Origin of the sequence: Streptomyces sp. NBC_00572 (genome assembly GCF_026341815.1) — a bacterium.
Classification (GTDB): domain Bacteria; phylum Actinomycetota; class Actinomycetes; order Streptomycetales; family Streptomycetaceae; genus Streptomyces.
The window spans coordinates 2,442,815-2,464,127 of record NZ_JAPENX010000001.1 but is presented as its reverse complement, the minus strand read 5'-3'; the positions used below and the strand labels follow the sequence as shown (position 1 = coordinate 2,464,127).

The 21,313-nt window shown below is 73.2% G+C and carries 18 protein-coding genes and 1 pseudogene; 18 read left to right on the top strand and 1 reads right to left on the bottom strand.

The features are described 5' to 3' along the window. Positions 1-290: 290 nt before the first annotated feature. The 7 genes and pseudogenes from ssd to OG514_RS11135 all read left to right on the top strand — a co-directional run. Positions 291-1,487: a septum site-determining protein Ssd gene (gene ssd / locus OG514_RS11165; RefSeq protein ID WP_266893440.1), complete on the top strand. Its 1,197-nt coding sequence runs from the start codon at positions 291-293 to the stop codon at positions 1,485-1,487. After that, positions 1,484-2,653 carry a TadA family conjugal transfer-associated ATPase gene (locus OG514_RS11160; RefSeq protein ID WP_266893438.1) on the top strand — a complete coding sequence of 390 codons (1,170 nt, stop codon included), beginning with the start codon at positions 1,484-1,486 and terminating at the stop codon, positions 2,651-2,653. Before ssd ends, OG514_RS11160 begins: the two co-directional genes overlap by 4 nt. Next, on the top strand, positions 2,650-3,540 hold the full coding sequence (locus OG514_RS11155) for a type II secretion system F family protein (RefSeq protein ID WP_266893436.1): 891 nt from the start codon (positions 2,650-2,652) through the stop codon (positions 3,538-3,540). Before OG514_RS11160 ends, OG514_RS11155 begins: the two co-directional genes overlap by 4 nt. Beyond that, positions 3,540-4,307, top strand: coding sequence for a type II secretion system F family protein (locus OG514_RS11150; RefSeq protein ID WP_266893434.1), 768 nt, complete (start codon positions 3,540-3,542; stop codon positions 4,305-4,307). The genes OG514_RS11155 and OG514_RS11150 overlap by 1 nt, the downstream gene beginning before the upstream one ends. Positions 4,308-4,366: 59 nt before the next feature. Continuing rightward, complete coding sequence (locus OG514_RS11145; RefSeq protein ID WP_266893432.1) at positions 4,367-4,573, top strand: DUF4244 domain-containing protein; 207 nt, start codon at positions 4,367-4,369, stop codon at positions 4,571-4,573. Next, entirely contained in the window at positions 4,560-4,958 is a 399-nt protein-coding gene (locus OG514_RS11140) for a TadE family type IV pilus minor pilin (RefSeq protein WP_266893430.1), read from the top strand. Before OG514_RS11145 ends, OG514_RS11140 begins: the two co-directional genes overlap by 14 nt. Then, positions 4,955-5,257 (top strand): annotated as a pseudogene (locus tag OG514_RS11135) (Rv3654c family TadE-like protein); the annotation flags it as partial. The gene OG514_RS11140 and the pseudogene OG514_RS11135, both read left to right, overlap by 4 nt. A 40-nt stretch (positions 5,258-5,297) precedes the next feature. Here OG514_RS11135 and OG514_RS11130 read toward each other — a convergent pair. Continuing rightward, a complete protein-coding gene (locus OG514_RS11130) occupies positions 5,298-7,862 on the bottom strand; it encodes a DEAD/DEAH box helicase (protein WP_266893428.1) in 2,565 nt (854 codons plus the stop codon). Between the two features lie 81 nt (positions 7,863-7,943). Here OG514_RS11130 and OG514_RS11125 point away from each other — a divergent pair, with 81 nt between their 5' ends. The 11 genes from OG514_RS11125 (at position 7,944) to topA (ending at position 21,178) form a co-directional block, all read left to right on the top strand. Then, positions 7,944-8,297 carry an STAS domain-containing protein gene (locus OG514_RS11125; protein ID WP_015034520.1) on the top strand — a complete coding sequence of 118 codons (354 nt, stop codon included), beginning with the start codon at positions 7,944-7,946 and terminating at the stop codon, positions 8,295-8,297. 15 nt (positions 8,298-8,312) lie between these two features. Next, on the top strand, positions 8,313-8,771 hold the full coding sequence (locus OG514_RS11120) for an ATP-binding protein (RefSeq protein ID WP_187621729.1): 459 nt from the start codon (positions 8,313-8,315) through the stop codon (positions 8,769-8,771). 192 nt (positions 8,772-8,963) lie between these two features. After that, a complete protein-coding gene (locus OG514_RS11115; RefSeq protein ID WP_266893411.1) occupies positions 8,964-11,273 on the top strand; it encodes a sodium-translocating pyrophosphatase in 2,310 nt (769 codons plus the stop codon). A gap of 260 nt (positions 11,274-11,533) precedes the next feature. After that, positions 11,534-12,199, top strand: a complete 666-nt coding sequence (locus tag OG514_RS11110; protein WP_266893409.1) for a small secreted protein — start codon at positions 11,534-11,536, stop codon at positions 12,197-12,199. 229 nt (positions 12,200-12,428) lie between these two features. Beyond that, positions 12,429-14,003 carry a methyltransferase gene (locus OG514_RS11105; RefSeq protein WP_266893407.1) on the top strand — a complete coding sequence of 525 codons (1,575 nt, stop codon included), beginning with the start codon at positions 12,429-12,431 and terminating at the stop codon, positions 14,001-14,003. Beyond that, positions 14,000-15,004: a helix-turn-helix transcriptional regulator gene (locus tag OG514_RS11100; RefSeq protein ID WP_266893405.1), complete on the top strand. Its 1,005-nt coding sequence runs from the start codon at positions 14,000-14,002 to the stop codon at positions 15,002-15,004. The genes OG514_RS11105 and OG514_RS11100 overlap by 4 nt, the downstream gene beginning before the upstream one ends. Before the next feature lie 60 nt (positions 15,005-15,064). Continuing rightward, positions 15,065-16,105 carry an ABC transporter ATP-binding protein gene (locus OG514_RS11095; protein WP_266893403.1) on the top strand — a complete coding sequence of 347 codons (1,041 nt, stop codon included), beginning with the start codon at positions 15,065-15,067 and terminating at the stop codon, positions 16,103-16,105. Beyond that, a complete protein-coding gene (locus OG514_RS11090; RefSeq protein WP_266893401.1) occupies positions 16,102-16,896 on the top strand; it encodes an ABC transporter permease in 795 nt (264 codons plus the stop codon). The genes OG514_RS11095 and OG514_RS11090 overlap by 4 nt, the downstream gene beginning before the upstream one ends. Before the next feature lie 23 nt (positions 16,897-16,919). Beyond that, entirely contained in the window at positions 16,920-17,711 is a 792-nt protein-coding gene (locus OG514_RS11085) for an ABC transporter permease (RefSeq protein WP_266893399.1), read from the top strand. Positions 17,712-17,875: 164 nt separating this feature from the next. Beyond that, positions 17,876-18,073 carry a hypothetical protein gene (locus tag OG514_RS11080; protein WP_266900820.1) on the top strand — a complete coding sequence of 66 codons (198 nt, stop codon included), beginning with the start codon at positions 17,876-17,878 and terminating at the stop codon, positions 18,071-18,073. 261 nt (positions 18,074-18,334) lie between these two features. Further along, the gene (topA, locus tag OG514_RS11075; protein ID WP_266893397.1) at positions 18,335-21,178 is read left to right on the top strand and encodes a type I DNA topoisomerase; all 2,844 of its coding nucleotides are present in this window, start codon (positions 18,335-18,337) and stop codon (positions 21,176-21,178) included. Positions 21,179-21,313 lie beyond the last annotated feature (135 nt).

Here is a 21,313-nt window from a genome sequence, read left to right as displayed (position 1 = left end):
GGGGGTCGTCGCATGTCCGGAGCCGTTTCTGGCGCTGCGAGACATCGTCCGCTCCCTTTCTTCCGGCATCGGCCGCACATCGGCCGATGCTCTGCCGGGCCCTCGATTCATCACTCACAGTAACCGGCAGGCTGCGTTCCGGGCAGTCCCCCGAGGGGTGACGAAGATATTCACAGGGCTTCGGATATCCACAGTTTTTCGGCGACATCCCCAGGATTTTCGGTTCGGCCCCACGGTGATTCCTGTCGCGAAGTTCGCGAACGGCAGGAATCACGAGAGGGGTGAGCGCCATGGAGGCGTTCAGGACTTCCGGGGCCAGGGGTACCGCATGGGCCGAGGTGCCGAGGGGTGCGGACCTTGCGGTGCCGAGTGGGCCGGCGCGGGTTTCGGTGCCCGGCGGTCCCGAGCCGCACGGCGCCGAAGAGCCACGCCGAACGGGGCCGTTGATCGTCACCGAGGACCTCGGGCTGCTCGACGACCTCCTGCGGCTCTGCGCCGCGGCCGGCGTCGAGCCCGAGGTGCACCACCGGGTGCCGGAGCGGCGGGCGAGCTGGACCGACCCACCGCTCGTCCTGGTCGGCGACGACGTCGCCGCCCGCTGCCGGGGTGCGGCCCGCCGCCCGGGGACCGTCCTCGTAGGCCGTGACCACGACGATCCGGGGGTGTGGCGGCTGGCCGTCGAGATCGGCGCCGAGTGCGTGCTGCGGCTGCCGGACGCCGAAGGTCTCCTCGTCGACCGCATCGCCGACGCGGCCGAGGGCGTGGGCCGGCAGGCGCTGACCGTCGGGGTCGTCGGCGGCCGAGGGGGCGCGGGCGCCTCCACCCTGGCCTGTGGTCTCGCGCTGGCCGCCGCGCGGGCCGGGCGGCGCACCCTGCTCGTCGACGGCGACCCGCTGGGCGGGGGACTCGACGTGTTGCTCGGCGGAGAGCGCGAGGAGGGCAGACGCTGGCCCGACTTCGCCGCCTCGAAGGGCCGTCTGGCCGGCGGCGCCCTGGAGGAGTCCCTGCCGTCCGTGCGGGGAGTCCGGGTGCTCAGCTGGGGCAGGGAGCCGGCGGCGCCGGTGCCGCCCGAGGCCGTCCGGTCCGTGCTCGGTGCCGCCCGCCGCCGTGGCGGAGTCGTCGTGGTCGACCTGCCGCGCGCGGCCGACCCGGCGGCGGCCGAAGCGCTGGCGCAGCTGGACCTCGGACTGCTCGTCGTGCCCGGGGAGTTGAGGGCCGTCGTGGCGGCCCACCGGGTGGCCTCCACCCTGGCCATGGGCGTGCGTGATCTGCGGGCCGTGGTCCGCGGGCCGTACGCGGCTGGGCTCGACGAGCGATGGGTCGCCGACGCGCTGCGGCTGCCGCTGACAGGTGAACTCCCTTACGACCCGGGGATCGTGGCGGACCAGGACGCCGGGATGCCGCCCGGCGCCGAGCCCCGTGGTCCGCTCGGCCGGTTCTGCGACGCCTTCTGGATGCAGGCACTCGCCCCTGGTGGTGAGGCATGACCGGGGGCGCGGGTGGCGGCGGTGCGGGGCTGCTCGACGCCGTGCGGCAGCGGCTCGCGGCGAGCGGGTCCGAACCGACCCCGGCGCGGGTCGCGGCGGCGCTGCGGGCCCAGGGGCGGCTGCTCGGCGACGCGGAAGTGCTGGGTGCGGCGGAGGAGTTGAGATGCGAGCTGATCGGCACCGGACCGCTCGAACCGCTGCTCGCCGACCCCGACGTCACCGACGTCCTGGTCTCGGCACCGGACCGGGTGTGGGTGGACCGGGGCGCCGGTCTCGAACGGGCCCCGGTGGCCTTCGCCGACGCCGCCGCCGTCCGCAGGCTCGCCCAGCGGCTCGCGGCGGTGGCCGGACGCAGGCTCGACGACGCCCGGCCCTGGGTGGACGCGCGACTGCCCGACGGCACCCGGATGCACGCGGTGCTGCCACCGGTGGCGGTCGGCTCGACCTGTCTGTCGCTCCGGGTGGTGCGACCGCGTGCCTTCACCCTGGAGGAGCTGGCGGCGGCGGGCACGGTGCCGCCGGGCGGCACCCCGATCCTGCGCGCGCTGATCGACGCCCGGGTGTCGTACCTGGTCAGTGGCGGGACGGGGACGGGAAAGACCACGCTGCTCGCCTCGCTGCTAGGTCTGGTGGGGGAGCGGGAGCGGATCGTCCTCGCCGAGGACTCGGCGGAGCTGCGACCCGACCACCCGCACGTGGTGCGCCTGGAGGCGAGGCCTGCGAACCAGGAGGGCGCCGGGCTGGTGACCCTGCGGGACCTGGTCCGGCAGGCGCTGCGGATGCGGCCGGACCGACTGGTGGTCGGCGAGGTCCGGGGCGGTGAGGCGGTCGATCTGCTCGCCGCTCTCAACACCGGCCATGAAGGCGGCTCGGGCACGGTCCACGCCAACACCGCGGCGGACGTACCGGCGCGGCTCGAAGCCCTGGGGACGGCCGCGGGGCTCGACCGGGCGGCCCTGCACAGCCAGTTGGGGGCCGGCCTGTCGGTCGTACTGCACCTGGCGCGGGACCGGGAGGGGCGGCGGCGGATCGCCGAGGTGCACGTCCTTGAGCGGGACCGGGACGGCCTGGTGCGGACGGTTCCCGCGCTCCGGTGGGGCGCGTCCGGGTTCGTGCGGGAGCGGGGCTGGGAGCGGCTGAGCTCGCTGATCGGAGGGGGACCGTGATCACGACGGTGCTGTCCGCACGGGACGTGGCCCACGGGGCGTTGGCGGTCTGCACGGTTCTGGCGGTGTGGGAGGTGGTCGAGCGGCGACGCGTCGCGGGCAGGGCCCGGACGGTGCTCGGGGGTGGGGCTTCCGGTCTGCCCGGGCCCCCCGGCGGCCGTGTGGTGTGGCGGGAGGTGGCCGCGCGGTGGTGGGCCGTCGCGCGGGGGCGGCGGGCGTGGCTGTGTCTGCCGGTGGCGGGGGTTCTCGCGGTGCTCGGGGGGTCGCCGCTGCCCCTGGTGGCCGGGGCGGTCGCGGTGCCTGTGGTCGGACGGCGGCTGCGGGAGGCCGAGCGCCGGAAGGACCGCGAGGCGCGGGCCGAGCGGGTGGTGGCCCTGTGCGGGGCCGTCGTCGGGGAGCTGAGAGCCGGGTGGCAGCCCGCGCAGGCCCTGTCCTACGCGGCCTGCGGGACGGGCGCGCTGGGCGGGGAGGAGGCGGCGGTGCTCGCGGCGGCCCGGTTCGGCGGGGACGTGCCGGAGGCCCTGCGGAGAGCGGCCGCACAGGACGGAGCCGAGGGGCTCGCGGGCATGGCGGCCTGCTGGCAGGTGGCCGTGGACGGTGGCGCGGGCCTGGCCGCCGGACTCGACCGGCTCGAAGCGGCCCTGCGGGACCACCGCGAGCAGCGGGAGCGGTTGCGCGCCGAACTGGCCGGGGCCTGGGCGACGGTGGCGGTCCTCGCGGTGCTGCCGCTGGCCGGTGTCGCGCTCGGCGCGGCCCTCGGGGCGGATCCGTTGCGCGTGCTGCTGCACACACCGGCCGGCCTGGGCTGCCTCGTCGTGGGCGGGGCGCTGGAGGCGGCCGGGCTGTGGTGGGCCGCACGGATCGTACGAGGAGGGGAGCGGGCGTGATGGGGGACGTGCAGGTGGCCGCAGTGGGTGCCGCCGCGATCGTCTGGTGCGAGCAGGGAGTACGGGAGCTGGTGCGCGGGCGGAGGGCGCGCGGGACGCGGCGTCGCTTGAGAGGTCTGCTTCCGGCCCTGGCCCCGGCCCCGCGACCGCGAAGGTTCCGGTCCGGGCCGCCGCGGTGGATGGCGCACTGGGTCGCGCCGTTCGGGGCGGCCGGGCTCGGCTGGGTGCTGTTCGGGGTGTTCGGCGGCCTGTTGGCCGGCGCCCTTGTGGCCGCGGGGGTGCGGCGGGGAGCGGCCCGCCGGTCCGCCGCGCCGGTGGACGCGGACGACGCGGCACGTCATCTTCCGCTCGCCGCGGATCTGTTGGCGGCCTGCGCCTCGGCCGGAGCCGGGCCGGGGGAGGCGGCGGAGGCCGTCGGACGGTCCCTGGGCGGTCCGCTGGGCGAGCGGCTTACCCGTACGGCCGCCGAGCTGCGGCTCGGTGGCGAACCGGCCGAGGTGTGGCGGAGGTTCGGTGCGATACCGGGCGCCTCGGGCCTCGCGCGCTGCATGGAACGGGCCGGTTCCTCGGGGGCACCGGCGGCGGAGGCCGTCGCCCGACACGCGGCCGCGCTGCGGTCGGCCCGCGCCCGTGCGGCCGCGGCCAGGGCACGCAGGGCACAGGTGCTGATCAGCGCCCCCGTGGGGCTCTGCTTCCTGCCGGCCTTCCTGGCGGTGGGGGTGGCCCCGGTGGTCATCGGCCTGGCGACGGGACTCCTGGACGGATGAACGGCGTGACACGACGAGAAACACACGCAGGACGAGAACGACGAATCGAGGAGGTCGGCATGGCGGTCAAGGCGGCGATGGACGGTTGGTGGCGGGCGCGACGGGAGGCCGCGCGCCGCGACGCGGGGATGACCACGTCCGAGTACGCGGTGGGGACGATCGCGGCGGCGGGGTTCGCCGCGGTGCTGTACAAGATCGTGACCAGCGGGGCGGTCTCGGGAGCGCTGGAATCGGTGATCGGGAAGGCTCTCGATGCGCCGTTCTGAACGGGGTGACCGGGGTTTCGTGACCGTGGAGGCGGCGATGGTGCTGCCGGTCCTCGCCCTGTTCACGGTGACCCTGTTCTGGGCCCTGGCGGCGGCCGCGGCGCAGATCCGCTGCGTGGACGCGGCGCGGGCCGGGGCACGGATCGCGGCCCGTTCCGAGCCCGTGGCCTCCGCCGAGTCGGCCGCGCGGGCCGCCGCGCCCGAGGGCGCCCGGGTCTCGGTGACGCGGTCGGGGGAGCTGTGGCGGGTGACGGTGGAGGCCGCCGCCCCGGGCCCCCGGGGCATGGGGCTGACCCTGCGGGCGGCTGCGGCGGCCCTCGCGGAGGACACGGCGGCGTCCGGCGGCCCGGCACCGGGTGCCCCGGAGAACGGGGGCGCGCTGTGACGGCCTGCGCACGGTCCCGGGGCGGTCGTCGGGCGGCCCTCCGGAACGACCGGGGCGCGGCGACCGTGTGGGTGGCGTTCGCGGCCTGTGCGCTGAGTGTGGTGTTCGGGGCGGTGCTCGCGCTGGGACAGGCGGTGGCGGCCCGGCACCGTGCCGGTGGAGCCGCCGACCTGGCGGCGCTCGCCGCCGCCGACCGGGCGCTGTGGGGCGAGGCCGAGGCCTGTGCCGCCGCTTCCCGGGTGGCCGCCGCACAGGGCGCCGAGCTGGTGGGCTGCGCGGTGCGGGGCGAGCTCGCGGAAGTGACGGCCCGGGTCGTGCGCGGCCCCTACCGGCCGGAGATCAGGTCCCGGGCGGGGCCTGGGGAGGTACCTGCTCCGCCGACGGGTCCTCCGGAGGTACCTGCTCCACCGGCGGGGCTTCCGGGGGCACCTGCTCCGCCGTCGGGGGCGTCGGGGCCTCCGGGGCCTCCCTCAGGATTTCCGTGAGGAGGCGGACCGCGCCGCGCTTGTGCAGCGGGTCGTTGCCGTTGCCGCACTTCGGGGACTGGATGCAGGACGGGCAGCCCGCCTCGCACTCGCAGGAGGCGATGGCCTCCCGGGTGGCCGTCAGCCAGGCGCGGGCCGTATGGAAGGCGCGCTCGGCGAAGCCCGCGCCACCCGGATGGCCGTCGTACACGAAGACGGTGGGCAGCAGGGTGTCCGGGTGGAGCGGCACGGAGACGCCGCCGATGTCCCAGCGGTCGCAGGTGGCGAAGAGCGGCAGCATGCCGATGGAGGCGTGCTCGGCGGCGTGCAGGGCGCCCCCGAGGATCTCCGGGGTGATCCGGGCGGCGTCGAGCTGGTCCTCGGTGACCGTCCACCACACGGCTCGGGTGCGCAGGGTGCGGGGCGGCAGGTCGAGCTTGGTCTCGCCGAGCACCTCGCCCGTGATCAGGCGGCGGCGCAGGAAGGAGACGACCTGGTTGGTGACCTCGACGGAGCCGTAGCAGAGGCGCCCGGCTCCCCAGGGGATCTCGGTCTCGGTGTCCAGGACGGTGATGGAGGTGGTGTCGCGGGCGGTGGTGGAGTACGGCGGGACGGCCTCCTCCACGAGGGCCACGGAGTCCTTGAGGTCGAGCTCCCGGACCAGATAGGTGCGGCCCTGGTGGAGGTGGACGGCGCCCTCGTGGACGGCGGTGTGGGAGGCGGCCTCGTCGACGGTGCCGAGCAGCCGGCCCGTACCGGATTCCACGATCCGGACGGGGCTGCCGCCGCCGCCCCGGATGTCGGTCAGGTCGGCGGCCCGCTCGCGGCGGGTCCAGTACCAGCCGGTCGAGCGGCGGCGCAGCAGGCCCGCGCCCTCCAGCTGGGGCAGCAGGTCGGGGACGGCCGGGCCGAAGAGCGCCAGGTCCGGTTCGGTCAGCGGGAGCTCCGCGGCGGCGGCGCACAGATGGGGGGCGAGGACGTAGGGGTTGTCGGGGTCCAGGACCGTCGACTCGACCGGCTGGTCGAAGATCGCCTCCGGGTGGTGGACCAGGAAGGTGTCCAGCGGGTCGTCGCGGGCGATCAGGATCGCGAGGGCGCCCTCGCCCGAGCGGCCGGCCCGGCCCGCCTGCTGCCAGAGGGAGGCCCGGGTGCCCGGGTAGCCGGCGATCAGGACCGCGTCCAGGCCGGAGACGTCCACGCCCAGCTCCAGGGCGGTCGTGGCGGCCAGGCCGAGGAGCTCGCCGGAGTGCAGGGCCCGCTCCAGGGCCCGGCGCTCCTCGGGGAGGTAGCCGCCGCGGTAGGCGGCCACCCGGCGGGCCAGTGAGCGGTCGGTCTCGGCGAGGCGTTCCTGGGCGATCACCGAGATCAGTTCGGCGCCGCGCCGGGAGCGTACGAAGGCGACCGAGCGGACGCCCTGCCGGGTCAGGTCGGTCAGCAGGTCGGCGGTCTCGGCGGTGGCGGTGCGGCGCACGGGCGCGCCGCGCTCGCCGTGCAGCTCGGTCAGCGGCGGCTCCCACAGGGCGAAGACCAGCTCGCCGCGCGGGGAGGCGTCGTCGGAGACCTCGGTGACCGGCAGGCCGGTGAGCCGGCCGGCGGCGAGGGCGGGTTCCGCGGAGGTGGCGGAGGCGAGGAGGAAGACCGGCTCGGAGCCGTACCGGGCGCAGATCCGGCGCAGTCGCCGCAGCACCTGGGCGACGTGGGAGCCGAAGACGCCCCGGTAGGTGTGGCACTCGTCGATCACGACGTAGCGCAGGGAGCGCAGGAAGGAGGCCCACCTGGGGTGGGAGGGGAGTATGCCCCGGTGCAGCATGTCGGGGTTGGTCAGCACGTAGTTCGCGTACTGGCGGACCCACTCGCGTTCCTCGACAGGCGTGTCGCCGTCGTAGACGGCGGGGCGGATCCGGTTGCCGAGCGGGGCGGCCAGTTCCCGCACGGCGCGCCGCTGGTCGGCGGCGAGGGCCTTGGTGGGCGAGAGGTACAGGGCGGTGGTCCCGCGCCCGTTCGGGGCCTCCGAGCCGTCCAGGAGGGTGCTCAGGACCGGGGCGAGGTAGGCGAGCGACTTGCCCGAGGCGGTTCCGGTGGCGATCACCACGGATTCGCCGTCCAGGGCGTGCTCGGCGGCCTGTGCCTGGTGGGCCCAGGGGTGCTCGATCCCGGCCGACTGGACGGCCGCGATCACCTCCGGACGGATGCGGTGCGGCCAGACGGCATGACGACCCTCCCGGGCGGGCATGTGCTCCGTATGAGTGATGCGCGCGGCCCGGCTCTCGCCCGAGGAGAGCCGGTCGAGGACCATGCCGGGGGAGGGGCGACTGCCCGTGTCCCCGGCGGGGTGACGGGGGCGCTGATTCTTGGCCATCGACACCGAGTGTGTCACTGCCATGACGGACAATGCTTCCAAGGCGTCGTGCATGGCTGCTGGTAAGTGATTGAATGCCATCGCGGCTGGCGATCAGTTCCCTGACTCCGCCCGGGAGACCCAGTGGGGACGATCGTTCGATAGCAAGGTGCTGGAGGATCCGTGGACCTGTCCCTGTCGACTCGCAATGTGTCCGGCGCTGGTGGTGACCGTACGGTCGTCGAGGTCGGTGGCGAGATTGATGTGTATACCGCGCCCAAGCTGCGCGAGCAGTTGGTCGAGTTGGTGAACGACGGCAGCTACCACCTGGTTGTCGACATGGAGGGCGTGGACTTCCTCGACTCCACGGGCCTCGGTGTGCTCGTCGGCGGCCTGAAGCGCGTCCGCGCGCATGAGGGATCGCTGCGTCTGGTCTGCAACCAGGAGCGCATTCTCAAGATTTTCCGGATCACGGGTCTCACCAAGGTGTTCCCGATCCACACCTCGGTCGACGAGGCCGTCAACGCCGTCGACTGAGCCCAGGGGGTTCGTATGGCCACCGTTGAACTCCGCTTCAGCGCTCAGCCCGAGCACGTCCGCACGGCCCGTCTCGTGGCCGCTGCGGTCGCGCGCCGGGCCGGGGTGGACGAGGCTGTCCTCGACGAGGTGCGTCTCGCCGTGGGAGAGGCGTGTTCCCGTGCCGTCGGGCTGCACCGCAGCAACGACGTCACGACGCCCATCAGGGTCGTGCTGACCGAGGAGGAGAAGACGTTCTCCATCGAGGTCGGCGACGAGGTCCCGGGCGCGGGGGTGGCGGCGGCCGATGCTGCCGGTGTCCCCGGCGCGCGGGCAGCGGCCCCGGCCGAGGAATTCGACGACGCCGACGGTGAGGACGAGATGGGGCTCGCGGTGATCCGCGGGCTCGTCGACGACGTCGAGGTGAGCGCCGGCGAGGACGGCGGCACCATCCGGATGAGTTGGCCGGTGAGTTCGGCGGACGTCCTGTCCTGACCCGTACACGCACAGTTCCGAGCGCAACGAGAAGAGGCCCTGTCCTGCAGGGCCTCTTCTCGTTGCGCTGCAGTCGCGTTCTCGTTCCGCCGCAATCGTCCGCCCCCGAGACCCGACCCCTGATTGGTGCATCCGCGCGGGGGTTTCCGGCATCCCCGTACGTGCCGGTTTGTCTCCCTATGATCCGTCCCCATGTACCCCACTTCTCTCGCCGCGGCGGTGCTCACGAGCGGGAACCGGACGATCGTGTACGTCGTCGGGGCCGTCGCCCTCGCCGCGCTGGTCGTCGCGCGGCTCCTCGTCCGCCAGGTACTCAGGGCCGGTGAGGGAACCGAGAAGATGCGGGAGATCGCCGCAGCCGTGCAGGAGGGGGCCAACGCCTACCTCGCGCGACAGCTGCGGACCCTCGCCGTCTTCGCGGTCGTCGTGTTCTTCCTGCTGATGCTGCTGCCCGCGGACAACTGGTCACAGCGCGCCGGACGTTCCCTGTTCTTCCTGGTCGGGGCGTTGTTCTCGGCGGTCACCGGGTACATCGGCATGCGGCTCGCCGTACGCGCCAACGTGCGCGTCGCGGCGGCCGCCAGGGAGGCCACCCCGGCCAGGGGCGAACCCGAGAAGAACCTGACGGAGGTGGCGCACCGGGCCATGCGGATCGCGTTCCGCACGGGTGGGGTCGTCGGCATGTGCACCGTCGGCCTCGGCCTGCTCGGGGCCGCCTGTGTCGTCCTCGTCTACGCGGCCGACGCGCCCAAGGTCCTGGAGGGATTCGGGCTCGGCGCCGCGCTCATCGCCATGTTCATGCGCGTGGGCGGCGGGATCTTCACCAAGGCCGCCGACGTCGGCGCCGACCTGGTCGGCAAGGTCGAGCAGGGCATCCCCGAGGACGATCCGCGCAACGCGGCCACCATCGCCGACAACGTGGGCGACAACGTCGGCGACTGCGCGGGCATGGCGGCCGACCTCTTCGAGTCGTACGCCGTCACCCTGGTCGCCGCGCTCATCCTCGGCAAGGCGGCCTTCGGCGATCACGGCCTGGCGTTCCCCCTGATCGTGCCCGCGATCGGCGTGATCACCGCGGTGATCGGCATCTTCGCGGTCTCCCCCCGGCACGGCGACCGCGGCGGGATGACCGCGATCAACCGCGGCTTCCTCGTCTCGGCGGTGATCTCGCTCGCCGGTGTCGCCGTCGCCGCCTTCACGTATCTGCCCTCCTCCTACGCCGAGCTCCGGGGAGTCACCGAGCCGGGCATCCACGACCACGCCGGCGATCCCCGGGTCCTCGCCCTGGTCGCCGTCGCCCTCGGAATCGTCCTCGCCGCGCTCATCCAGCAGCTCACGGGCTACTTCACGGAGACGAGCCGGCGGCCGGTCAGGGACATCGGCAAGTCCTCGCTCACCGGCCCCGCGACCGTCGTCCTGGCGGGCGTGGCCCTCGGCATGGAGTCCGCCGTCTACACGGCGCTTCTGATCGGCCTCGCCGTGTACGGGGCGTTCCTGCTCGGCGGGGCCTCGATCATGCTCGCGCTGTTCGCGGTCGCCCTCGCCGGTACGGGCCTGCTCACCACCGTCGGCGTGATCGTCGCCATGGACACCTTCGGCCCGGTCGCCGACAACGCCCAGGGCATCGCGGAGATGTCCGGGGACGTCCAGGGCGCGGGCGCGCAGGTCCTCACCGACCTCGATGCCGTCGGCAACACGACGAAGGCCATCACCAAGGGCATCGCCATCGCCACCGCCGTACTCGCGGCCTCGGCGCTGTTCGGCTCGTACCGGGACGCCATCGCGACCTCCGTCGTCGAGGTCGGCGCGAGGGCGAACGAGCTGACGCTCTCGATGGACATCTCACAGCCCAACAACCTCTTCGGGCTGATCCTCGGCTCGGCGGTCGTCTTCCTGTTCTCGGGGCTCGCGATCAACGCCGTGTCGCGGTCGGCGGGATCGGTGGTGTACGAGGTGCGGCGGCAGTTCCGCGAGCACCCCGGGATCATGAACTACACCGAGAAGCCCGAGTACGGACGGGTCGTCGACATCTGTACCAAGGACGCGCTGCGTGAACTCGCCACGCCCGGGCTGCTCGCCGTGATGGCCCCGATCGCCGTCGGCTTCGCGCTGGGCGTCGGACCGCTCGGCTCGTACCTCGCGGGCGCGATCGGTACGGGCGCGCTGATGGCGGTCTTCCTCGCCAACTCCGGTGGTGCCTGGGACAACGCGAAGAAGCTGGTCGAGGACGGGAACCACGGCGGCAAGGGCAGCGAGGCGCACGAGGCGACCGTCATCGGGGACACCGTCGGCGACCCGTTCAAGGACACGGCGGGACCGGCGATCAACCCGCTCCTGAAAGTGATGAACCTGGTCGCGCTGCTCATCGCCCCGGCCGTGGTGCGGTTCAGTTACGGGGATGATGCCAGCGCCGGTCTGCGGACGGGGGTCGCGGTGTTCGCGCTCGTCGTCGTCATCGGCGCCGTGTGGGTCTCCAAGAGGCGTTCGGTGACGGTGTCCTGACGTGCCGTCCGTACCGGTCCCGCATGCCGGTGTCCGTACGCGCTTCCGTACGCGCCGCCGTTCGCGCTTCCGTACGTGGAGCCCGCACGTGGGTCCGTACGTGGTGTCCGTCTCATTTCCGGGCGCGTCGGGGGCGCGTGAGAGGTCTCTCCCTTGGGTCAAAAGACTGCAATACGGTCTGAATCCGTCGTACGAAAGGTGGAAGTAGCCCGTTCGGCGTGTATGTTCCGGGGCCGAGAGCCTTGGAAGGGACCGATCCGGTGAACAAGAAGCTTGCGGCCGCACTGTCCGGCGGCGCGGTACTCGTGCTCGCGCTGTCGGGTTGCAGCGACGACGAGGGCGACAAGGTGGGTGACTGGGCGAAGACGTTCTGCGACCAGGCCAAGCCCCAGATCCAGAAGCGGGCCGACGCCCACCAGATCATCATCTCGACGGCCGCCGACAGCAAGCCTGCCGAGATCCAGGCCGCCGACTCGAAGGCGTTCCAGGACATCGCCGACGCCGACCGGGCGCTGGCCAAGGCCGTCGAGGGCGCGGGCGCCCCGCCCGTCGAGAACGGCGAGAAGGTCCAGCAGGACGCGATCAAGGAACTCAACGCGACCGCGGTCGCGTACGAGGGGCTGAAGAAGCAGGTCGACGCGCTGGACCCGACGAACCAGCAGAAGTTCGCGGACGGCCTCCAGGGCGTCGCCGACGGCCTCACCAAGATCGAGAAGATGGACCAGAACGCCCTGTCCAAGCTGGAGGAGGGCGAGCTGGGCCAGGCGATGGCCAAGCAGCCCGGCTGCCAGAAGCCGACGGCCCCGACCCCGCCGAAGGCCTCCGGCTCGGCGTCCCCGGCGCCGGGTTCCACCGCCTCCGGCTCATCCGACAAGGCCTCGGCGAAGCCGGCCGACGCGACCGCGTCGGCCAAGACCGAGGAGTAGTCCCGCCGGGCGCCCCGCCCGGGCGCCTTGCCGGGGATCCCCGCCGGGGCATCCCGCCCGGACGGGCGCGATCACGCCCGGCATCACGGCCGGGGCATCCCGCCCGGACCCGGTGGCAGCGGCGATCAGCCGCGGGCCGCCGGGTCGACGGCTGTCCTCGGCCGGGTCCGCCGGTGCCCGTCGCCGGGTCGGCCGCCCGGTTGTCGGTGGCGGCGGTCACAATGGAACGGTGAGTACGACCAGCCTGCCTCCCCGCCTCCCGGTGCCCGCGCACGCCACCCGTCTGCGCGAGGCACTGCTCGCCGCGGACTTCACCGCCGACGGACTCCTCGACCGGCTCGGTGCCCCGGCCTACGCGGCGCTCGCGCGCAGCGAGACCGTGCCCGCGCTGCGCGCCACCCGCGGTGACTCCCCGCTGGAGACCCTCGTCCGGCTCTTCCTGCTCCAGCAGACCGTCGGGAGCGAGCGGGCCGCCGCCGCGCTCCCGCTCGACGAAGCCCTCGCCGACGGCTGGGTGGTCCGCGAGGACGACACCGTGTCCGCGACCGTCGACGTCCGGCCGTACGGCGGGACGGACGGCGAGGACTGGTTCATCGTCTCCGACCTCGGCTGCGCCGTCGGCGGAGCCGGCGGGAGCGGGAAGGAAGGCCGCCAGGCAGAGACAGCCGTCGTCCTCGGCGTCGGCGGTGCCTCCACCACCCTCGCCGGCATCACGGTCCGTACGCCGGTGTCCTCCGCGCTCGACCTCGGCACCGGCTCCGGCATCCAGGCCCTGCACGCCGCCCAGCACACCACCCTGGTCACCGCCACCGACCTCAACCCGCGCGCCCTGGACTTCACGCGGCTCACGCTCGCGCTCTCCGGCGCCCGGGAGGCCGAGCTGCTCACCGGCTCGCTCTTCGAGCCGGTCGACGGCGACACGTACGACCTGATCGTCTCCAACCCGCCGTTCGTGATCTCCCCCGGCGCCCGGCTCACCTACCGGGACGGCGGGATGGGCGGCGACGACCTGTGCCGCACGCTCGTGCAGCAGGCGGGCGAGCGGCTCAACGACGGCGGATACGCCCAGTTCCTCGCCAACTGGCAGCACGTCGAGGGCGAGGAGTGGCAGGACCGGCTGCGGTCCTGGGTGCCCGCGGGCTGCGACGCCTGGATCGTGCAGCGCGAGGTCCAGGACATCACCCAGTACGCGGAGCTGTGGCTGCGCGACAGCGGCGACCACCGCGGCGACCCGGACGCGTACCGGGAGGCGTACGGGCGCTGGCTCGACGAGTTCGAGGCCCGCAAGACGCGCGCGGTGGGCTTCGGCTGGATCACGATCCGTCGGAACGAGGCGGTGGCCGCCGGGACCGTCGAGCCGTCGATCCTCGTCGAGGAATGGCCGCACCCGGTCGAGCAGCCCCTCGGCCCCACCGTCCGCGCCCACTTCGAGCGCCAGGACTATCTGCGCGGCCACGACGACGCCGCCCTGCTCGCCGACCGGTTCGCGCTCGCGCCCGAGGTCGTGCAGGAGCAGGTCGGGCTCCCCGGCGCCGAGGACCCGGAGCACGTCGTGCTCCGGCAGAACCGGGGCATGCGCCGCGCGACCAAGGTCGACCACGTCGGCGCCGGGTTCGCCGGGGTCTGCGACGGCACCCTCAGCGCGGGGCGCATCCTCGACGCGATCGGGCAGCTGATGGGCGAGGACCCGGTGATACTGCGGGACCGCACCCCGCAGGCGATCCGGCTGCTCGTGGAGGAGGGCTTCCTGCTGCCCGTCCGGGACGAGGACGCCGACTCCGCCGGGGAGGTCGGCGGCGCTTGATACGGATCGAGCTGGACGAGGCCTCGCTGGGGGCGACCCGGATCGCGATCAGCCCGCTGCGGGACGCGTTCTGTTCGATGCACCTCGCCCTGCCGCACCGCCACCCCTCCTGGCCGTACCAGGAGTGGGTCGGGCAGGCGCGCGAGGTGTGGCGCGAGGACGACCGGCTCCGCCCGCTGTGGGACCTGTTCGTCGAGGGGCGGGGCGAGGTGTCCGACTTCCTGCTGCCCCGGCCGTTCGGCACGGTCAACGTCCACGAGGAGCTGGCCGCACTGCGGGCCACCGACCCGGAGTTCGTCCGCGCCCAGGTGGCCGTCTGCTATCCCGGCATGGCCGACGAGCCCTTCGTACAGCCCTATCTGAAGGACCCGGAGGCGGCCTGCGCGGCGCTCGCCGACGCGTACGCGGCCTACTGGGAGGGCGCGATCGAGCCGTACTGGCCGACGATGCGCCGGCTCGTCGAGGACGAAGTGCTCGTCCGGGCCAGGACGTTCGCGACCGAGGGCGTCGACGCGCTGTTCGCCGGCCTGGAGACCCGGGGACGGTGGCAGCCGCCCGTACTCGAACTGACCAAGCACATCGACGCGGAGTACGCGCCCGGCGAGCGGCGTCTCGTCCTCGTGCCGCTGGTCTTCGCCGAGGGCTGCCGGCTGTACTCGACGGACGACCCCGAGGTGTTCGCGCTCAGCTTCCAGGCCCGGGGCGCCGGCGCCCTGCGCGAACCGCCCGAGCCCGTCGCCGACGACCGGCTCGGGCTGATGCTCGGCCGCGGCCGGGCGGCGGTCCTGCGCGAGCTGGGCGGGCCGCTGACCACGGCAGGCCTCGCCGACCGCCTCGGCCTGGCGCCCAGCACGGTCTCCGAGCACCTGTCGGTGCTCGCGGAGGCCGGTGTCGTGACCCGCCACCGCGTCGGACGCGCGGTGTACTACCAGCTGACGGACACGGGCCGGTCCCTGCTCGCGCTGCTCGCCGGGGAGGGCGTCCTCAAGGCCGTGGCCTGACGATTCGGGTGGTCCCGAATCGATGGCCCGGCCCCCGCGTCGGCTCCTACCGTCCGGCGCATGCTCGCAATCGAGGCGGACGCGCTGCGCCGCACCTACACCAGCAGGACCGGGTGGCCGAAGTCCCGGCGGACCGAGACCGAGGCCGTGCGGGGGGTCACCTTCGAGGTGGCGCCGGGTGAACTGTTCGGCCTCCTCGGGCCGAACGGCGCCGGGAAGACCACCACCATCAAGATGCTCAACACCCTGCTCCTGCCGACCTCCGGCACGGCCCGGGTGTTCGGCCACGACGTGGCCCGCGACCCCGTCGCCGTACGCCGCCGGATCGGGTACGTCTTCGGCGGCGACCGGGGCCTGTACGACCGGCTCTCCGCGCTCGACAACCTCCGCTACTTCGCCGAGCTGTACGGCGTCCCCGCCCGCGAGCAGAAGCGGCGCATCGCCGAACTCCTCGATCTGGTCGGCCTCCTGGGCCGGGAGAAGGAGCGCGTCGAGGGCTACTCGCGCGGCATGCGGCAGCGCCTCCACATCGCCCGCGGTCTGCTCCACCGCCCCGACGTCCTCTTCCTCGACGAGCCGTCCATCGGCGTCGACCCCGTCGCCGCCCGCGACCTGCGCCGCACGGTCGCCGACCTGGCCGCCGCCGGGACGACCGTCCTGCTCACCACCCACTACATGGCCGAGGCGGACGAGCTCTGCGACCGGATCGCCGTCATCGCGGGCGGCCGGATCCGGGCCCTCGGCACCCCCGACAGCCTCAAGTCCCTCGTCAAGGAACGGGACGTGCTGGAGATCGAGGCGTACGGAGTCGACGAGGAGCGGCTGGACCGGCTGCGGCGGGTGCCGGGCGTGCGGGGCGTGTCCGCCGAGGACCGGGGCGCGCTGCAGACCGTGACCGTGCAGACCGGACGGGGGGCCGCCGAGCTGCACGGACCGGTCCTGGCCGCGCTCGACGGCATACGGATCGGGCGGGTCACGAGCCGCGAACCGTCCCTGGAGGACGCCTACATCGCGATCGTGGAGGAGACGGCGGGAAGCGCCGCGCCGGACGACGTGCTCCAGGCCGAGGGCGGCGCTCCCTCGGAGACGATGCCGGTATGAGCGCCGACAGCGCCCTCCTGAGGCGCGTCCCGCGACTGGTCGGCGTCGGGGTGCGGACCCACGTCTCGTACATGTCGCGCTCCCCGATCGAGATCACCTTCGCCGTCCTGGTCCCCCTCGTCTACGCGACCCTCGCCGTCTACCTGTTCCGCGCCGCCGGGGACCCCGACAGGCTGCTCACCGCCTCCGTCGGGGCCGGACTCATGGGCATCTGGGGCTCGGTGCTCTTCGGCTCCGGCGGCGCGGTGCAGAACCAGCGCTGGCTCGGCACCCTGGAGACCCTGGTCGTCGCGCCGACGCCGCTCGCGCTGGTTCTGCTCCCGATCACCCTCGCGACCGCCGTCATCGGCACGTACGCGATGGGCGCGACCGTCCTGTGGGGCGTCCTGCTCTTCGACGTGCCGCTCGACTTCGCGCACCCGCTGCTCTTCCTGGTCGCCGTCCCGGTGTGCGTCCTCGCGCTCGGCATGACCGGGCTCCTGCTCGCCGCCACCTTCGTCCTGCTGCGCAACGCCAACGCGCTCGCCAACCCGCTCGACACCCCCGTCTGGTTGCTGTCCGGGCTGCTCGTGCCCGTCACCGTGCTGCCCGCCTGGACCCACCCGGTCTCCTGGGCGCTGCCCACGACCTGGGGCGCGCGGGCCGTGCACGCGGCGACCTCCGGCGGGGACGTGCTCACGCCGCTGCTCGTCGCCGCCGCGCTCGGGGCCGGGTACGCCCTGGCCGCCGTCCTCGTCCTCGGGCGGGTGGAGCGCCGGGCGCGCGCCGCCGCCACCCTCGCCCTGACCTGATCCGACCTGAAAGGCCATCAGTGATGTTCCGTTTTCTCGGTACCGCGCGGCTCGTCGTCGTCGGCGGGGCGATTTCCTACCGGGCGCTGTTCAACTGGACGACCCCGCCGATGTTCATCGGAACGCTGCTGGTCGGGCCGCTTCTCCAGGTGTTCTTCTTCGTCTATCTGGGCAGGGAACTGGGGGTCGCCGACGACCGTTTCCACCTCGTCGGAAACGCCGTCCTCGCAGCTTCCGCCTCCTGCGTGTACGGCGGCACGATGGCGGTCGCCAACGAGCGCCGGTACGGCACGCTCGGCGCCGTCCTGCTCTCGCCCCGGCACCGGGTCCCGCTGTGGATCGGGCGAGCCCTCCCGTACGTGCTCAACGGGTTGTTCGTCAGCGCCTTCGTGCTCACCGTCGCCTCGCTCGTCCTGGGGCTGTCCGTGCCCGCCGGGGCGCTGCCCGGTCTCGGCCTGGTGCTGCTCGTCGCGGCCGGCGCCTGCTCGGCGTTCGGGCTCGCGCTCGGCGCGCTGGGGCTCCGCTTCCGTGACGTGTTCCTGGTGTCGAACGTGGCCAGTTCCGTACTGCTCCTGCTGACCGGCGCGGCCGTCCCCCGGGAGACGCTGCCGGAGTGGATGCGGGTCGCCGGTGACCTGCTGCCGCTCACGCACGCGGCGGCCGCGGCGCGCGGGCTGACCGCCGGGGGCGGTCTCGACGGAGCGCTGCTCGGGGCCGAGCTGGCCGTCGGCGCCGGATGGGGGCTGCTCGCCGTAGTCCTGCTCGGTCTCTTCGAGCGGGGCAGCCGGCGCCGGGCCACCCTCGACACGATGTGACGGAAGAAAAAGCGAGGTGAGGAGTGGGTCACTACCGGCCATCTTCGTGAAACCGTACGAGACGCTCCGCGTCGTTCACCCGGAATTCGCACCCATGACGCCCGGAGGTGCCAGCCTCGCCTGCGGGAGACCAACACCGCATGTGGACGGAACGGGGTACGGGCATGGAGAGCGGGCCGGCGATCTTCGCGGGGGCGGCGTTCACGCTGTTCGGAGGCGCGCTGCTGCTGTGGACCACCGTGCGGACACTGCACCGTGAGCCCGTCGCGTACGGGGTCGCCCCGCGCGCCGCGGTCGCGCTGACGAGCCTCTTCGGCGCCGGCTTCCTCCTCCTCGGCGTCTGGTGCTTCGGCAGGCTCTGAGACCTCTCCGGCACCCCCTGCGCACTCTCTCCGGCACCCCTCGCGCAGACGGCCCGCCCCGCCCGACCGGGAGTCCGGGCGGCAGGAATGCCAGGACTCGGGTTACCGTTCGAGTGGCCGTTGCGGGCTTTCGCCGTTTGACACGGGGGCGGGTTGTACCGTCACACTCCGCAGCGACGGGAGCGTCACCGTCCGTGCCGCTGCCGTGCGTGCCAGCGCCGTACGTGCCCAGAGAGTGTCGATCCGGAGAGAAGAGCGAAGTTGTCCCCGACCAGCGAAGCCGCACACGGCGGCCGCCGACTCGTCATCGTCGAGTCGCCTGCCAAGGCGAAGACGATCAAGGGCTACCTCGGCCCCGGCTACGTCGTCGAGGCGAGCGTCGGGCACATCCGAGACCTCCCCAGCGGCGCCGCCGAGGTGCCCGAGAAGTACACCGGTGAGGTGCGTCGCCTCGGAGTCGACGTCGAGCATGACTTCCAGCCCATCTATGTCGTCAACGCCGACAAGAAGGCGCAGGTCAGGAAGCTCAAGGAGCTCCTCGCCGAATCCGACGAGCTCTTCCTCGCCACCGATGAGGACCGCGAGGGCGAGGCCATCGCGTGGCACCTCCAGGAAGTCCTGAAGCCCAAGGTCCCGGTCCACCGGATGGTCTTCCACGAGATCACCAAGGACGCGATCCGCGAGGCCGTCGCCAACCCGCGCGAGCTGAACCAGCGCATGGTCGACGCCCAGGAGACCCGCCGCATCCTCGACCGGCTGTACGGCTACGAGGTCTCGCCGGTCCTGTGGAAGAAGGTCATGCCGAAGCTGTCGGCGGGCCGCGTCCAGTCGGTGGCCACCCGCCTCGTCGTCGAGCGGGAGCGCGAGCGCATCGCCTTCCGTTCCGCCGAGTACTGGGACCTCACCGGCACCTTCGCCACCGGCCGTTCCGGTGACGCCTCCGACCCGTCGCAGCTGGTCGCCCGCCTTGCCGCGGTCGACGGAAAGCGGGTCGCACAGGGTCGCGACTTCGGCGCCGACGGCCGGCTGAAGAGCGACAGCGTCCTCCACCTGGACGAGACGAACGCGCGGGCTCTGGCCGCCGCGCTCGCCGACACCGCGTTCGCGGTGCGCTCGGTCGAGTCGAAGCCGTACCGCCGCTCCCCGTACGCCCCCTTCCGCACCACCACCCTCCAGCAGGAGGCGAGCCGCAAGCTGGGCTTCGGTGCGAAGGCGACCATGCAGGTGGCCCAGAAGCTGTACGAGAACGGCTTCATCACCTACATGCGTACGGACTCCACGATCCTCTCCGACACCGCCGTCTCGGCGGCGCGGGCGCAGGTCACGCAGCTGTACGGCGCCGACTACCTGCCGGAGAAGCCGCGCGTCTACGCGGGCAAGGTCAAGAACGCGCAGGAGGCGCACGAGGCGATCCGTCCTTCGGGTGATCGTTTCCGCACTCCCGCGGAGACCGGTCTGACCGGCGACCAGTTCCGGCTGTACGAGCTGATCTGGAAGCGGACCGTCGCCTCCCAGATGAAGGACGCGACCGGAAACTCGGTCACCGTGAAGATCGGCGGCCGGGCCGCCGACGGCCGCGACGCCGAGTTCAGCGCGTCCGGCAAGACGATCACCTTCCACGGCTTCATGAAGGCGTACGTCGAAGGCGCCGACGACCCGAACGCGGAGCTCGACGACCGCGAGCGGCGCCTGCCGCAGGTCGCCGAGGGCGACGCGCTGACCGCCGACGAGATCACCGTCGACGGCCACGCGACCAAGCCGCCGGCCCGCTACACCGAGGCCTCGCTGGTCAAGGAGCTGGAAGAGCGCGAGATCGGCCGCCCGTCGACGTACGCGTCGATCATCGGCACGATCCTCGACCGCGGCTACGTCTTCAAGAAGGGCACGGCCCTCGTGCCGTCCTTCCTGAGCTTCGCCGTCGTCAACCTCCTGGAGACGCACTTCGGGCGCCTCGTCGACTACGACTTCACCGCCCGCATGGAGGACGACCTCGACCGCATCGCCCGCGGCGAGGCCAAGTCCGTGCCGTGGCTGAAGCGTTTCTACTTCGGTGAGACCGAGGGCGGTACGGCCGCCTCCGGCGGCGCCGCGGACGCCGGCAACGGCGACGGCGACCACCTCGGCGGCCTGAAGGAGCTCGTCACCGACCTCGGTGCGATCGACGCCCGCGAGATCTCCTCCTTCCCCGTCGGCAACGACATCGTGCTCCGCGTCGGCCGCTACGGCCCGTACGTCGAGCGCGGCGAGAAGGAGGCCGAGGGCCACCAGCGCGCCGACGTCCCCGAGGAGCTCGCGCCCGACGAGCTGACCGTCGAGCTCGCCGAGGAGCTGCTCGCCAAGCCGAGCGGCGACTTCGAGCTGGGCGCCGACCCGGTCAGCGGCAACCAGATCGTCGCGAAGGACGGCCGCTACGGCCCGTACGTCACGGAGATCCTGCCCGAGGGCACCCCGAAGACCGGCAAGAACGCGGTGAAGCCGCGCACGGCCTCCCTCTTCAAGTCGATGACCCTCGACACCGTCACCCTGGAGGACGCGCTCCGGCTGATGTCCCTGCCCAGGGTCGTCGGCGCGGACGCCGAGGGCGTCGAGATCACCGCGCAGAACGGCCGCTACGGCCCGTACCTGAAGAAGGGCACGGACTCGCGGTCGCTCACCGAGGAGGAGCAGCTCTTCACGATCACCCTCGAAGAGGCGCTCGCGATCTACGCCCAGCCCAAGCAGCGGGGCCGGGCCGCGGCCAAGCCGCCGCTGAAGGAGCTGGGCACCGACCCGGTCAGCGAGAAGCCCGTGGTCGTCAAGGACGGCCGCTTCGGCCCGTACGTGACGGACGGCGAGACCAACGCCACCCTGCGGACCGGCGACAGCGTGGAGGACATCACGCCGGAGCGCGGTTACGAGCTCCTCGCGGAGAAGCGGGCCAAGGCGCCGGCGAAGAAGGCCGCCAAGAAGGCCCCGGCCAAGAAGGCGACCACCGCGAAGAAGACGGCCACGAAGGCCGCGGCGAAGAAGACCACGACCGCTGCCAAGAAGACGGCCACGAAGAAGACGACGACGGCCAAGAAGACGACCGCCGCGAAGAAGACGGCGGCCGCGAAGCCGGAGTAGTCCTTCCGAGAGCGAGAAAGGTGGGGGTGGAGGCAGGTGCCTCCGCCCCCACCTTTCGTTCTTCCGTTCGTCCTGTCACAGGCTCGTCCGGATGTTCGGGCGGAGGCCGCGGGGAGCAATGCCGTCCGGATAGGG

Bases quoted from the DNA above. Each gene is read 5' to 3' on its own strand.
- ssd (WP_266893440.1), top strand. From the start codon at position 291: ATGGAGGCGTTCAGGACTTCCGGGGCCAGGGGTACCGCATGGGCCGAG.
- OG514_RS11160 (WP_266893438.1), top strand. From the start codon at position 1,484: ATGACCGGGGGCGCGGGTGGCGGCGGTGCGGGGCTGCTCGACGCCGTG.
- OG514_RS11150 (WP_266893434.1), top strand. From the start codon at position 3,540: ATGGGGGACGTGCAGGTGGCCGCAGTGGGTGCCGCCGCGATCGTCTGG.
- OG514_RS11145 (WP_266893432.1), top strand. From the start codon at position 4,367: ATGGCGGTCAAGGCGGCGATGGACGGTTGGTGGCGGGCGCGACGGGAG.
- OG514_RS11140 (WP_266893430.1), top strand. From the start codon at position 4,560: ATGCGCCGTTCTGAACGGGGTGACCGGGGTTTCGTGACCGTGGAGGCG.
- OG514_RS11130 (WP_266893428.1), bottom strand. From the start codon at position 7,862: ATGGCATTCAATCACTTACCAGCAGCCATGCACGACGCCTTGGAAGCA.
- OG514_RS11120 (WP_187621729.1), top strand. From the start codon at position 8,313: ATGGCCACCGTTGAACTCCGCTTCAGCGCTCAGCCCGAGCACGTCCGC.
- OG514_RS11115 (WP_266893411.1), top strand. From the start codon at position 8,964: ATGTACCCCACTTCTCTCGCCGCGGCGGTGCTCACGAGCGGGAACCGG.
- OG514_RS11095 (WP_266893403.1), top strand. From the start codon at position 15,065: ATGCTCGCAATCGAGGCGGACGCGCTGCGCCGCACCTACACCAGCAGG.
- OG514_RS11090 (WP_266893401.1), top strand. From the start codon at position 16,102: ATGAGCGCCGACAGCGCCCTCCTGAGGCGCGTCCCGCGACTGGTCGGC.
- OG514_RS11085 (WP_266893399.1), top strand. From the start codon at position 16,920: ATGTTCCGTTTTCTCGGTACCGCGCGGCTCGTCGTCGTCGGCGGGGCG.
- OG514_RS11080 (WP_266900820.1), top strand. From the start codon at position 17,876: ATGGAGAGCGGGCCGGCGATCTTCGCGGGGGCGGCGTTCACGCTGTTC.